Origin of the sequence: Kitasatospora arboriphila, assembly GCF_039528095.1 — a bacterium.
Classification (GTDB): Bacteria; Actinomycetota; Actinomycetes; order Streptomycetales; family Streptomycetaceae; genus Kitasatospora; species Kitasatospora arboriphila.
Genome location: NZ_BAAALD010000080.1, coordinates 1 through 1,219, shown reverse-complemented (window position 1 = coordinate 1,219; position 1,219 = coordinate 1). Strand labels below are relative to the sequence as shown.

Below are 1,219 nucleotides of genomic sequence, written 5' to 3'. Positions count from 1 at the left end.
GCCAGGACGTGGGCGGCGGCCGCCGGGTGGCCGCCGTTGCCGTTGCCGACGACCTCGGCCTCCGGCAGGACCGGACAGCACCACGCTCGCGACCGGTCTCCGTCTCACCGGCGAACACACCCGCCGGGGCGGCTTCCGGGCCGTGCCCGATGCCCGGCCGGGCACACGACCAGCCCCACAGGCACCACGTAACCACCATGTACAAGGAGAAAGACATGAAGGCTCACGTCAGCTCGATCCTTCTCGGCGTCCGGGACATGGACCGGGCCAAGCAGTTCTACACCGAGGGACTCGGCTGGAAGATCCAGAGCGACTTCGGCATCTCGGTGTTCTTCGAGTCGGACGGCGCCTCGCCCGTCGGCTTCTACAGCCGCGAAGGCCTGGCCGACCAGGTTGGCACCGGCTCGGAAGGCAGCGGCTTCAGCGGACTGGTTCTCACCTACGTCGTCCGCAGCCAGACGCGGGTCGACGAGATCATGGCAGAGGCCGAGAAGGCCGGCGCCACGATCCTCAAGCCCGCCGGCGCCCTGCCATGGGGCGGCTACGGCGGCACCTTCGCCGACCCGGACGGCTACATCTGGAGCCTCGGCTACAGCGCCCAGGGAACCGACCAGCCCTACGCCGAGTAGCCGCGATCTCCGTCGCACAGCCGTTCGGGACGGCAGGGCGCGTGCCGCTGCCGTCCCGGACGGCTGTGACCCGGGCGCGGGAATCGGGAGCGACGATCAGCGCCGCGCCGGGCGGGCCGGATCCGCGGTGAACCGACAGGACAGCTGAGAGAAGATCATGAGGTTTCGCGCGCACGTCGAGCCACCTGAGCCCATGCGGCCCTCTGAGCCCTTGGCGACCCACCACACATCGGTCAGGCGCGCCGTCTCGCATGCCCGCCGCGGGGCCAGCAAGGCCACTGCACGCTGGACCTCGGGACCCGCGGCATCGAGGGCGTGCACCAGGTCGCTGTCGAAGCGGAGCAGACCGCGGACATCGCTCCCGCGGACGCGGCGCAGCCTCTCGCTCGGCAGCCTGCCGCCCCACTCCCACCTCTCTCAGAAACCATCTCATTTGGTGATTCTGCGGTTGCAGATGAGGGTGGCGGCGATGGTGGCGAGGGCTGCGAAGTGGTCGGCTTTGCGTTCATAGCGGCGGTGGAGTCTGCGGAAGCCGCCGAGCCAGGCGACGGTGCGCTCGATGACCCAGCGGTGCCGGCCGAGGCGGGTCG

At 70.3% G+C, this 1,219-nt stretch carries 2 protein-coding genes; one reads left to right on the top strand and one right to left on the bottom strand.

Annotated features, from left to right (window positions below):
- Positions 1-215 precede the first annotated feature (215 nt).
- Entirely contained in the window at positions 216-629 is a 414-nt protein-coding gene (locus tag ABD353_RS30085; protein WP_344626840.1) for a VOC family protein, read from the top strand.
- A 429-nt stretch (positions 630-1,058) separates the two neighbouring features.
- Here ABD353_RS30085 and ABD353_RS30080 read toward each other — a convergent pair.
- The coding region (locus tag ABD353_RS30080) for a transposase (protein ID WP_344626873.1) at positions 1,059-1,219 on the bottom strand (161 nt) is incomplete at its 5' end.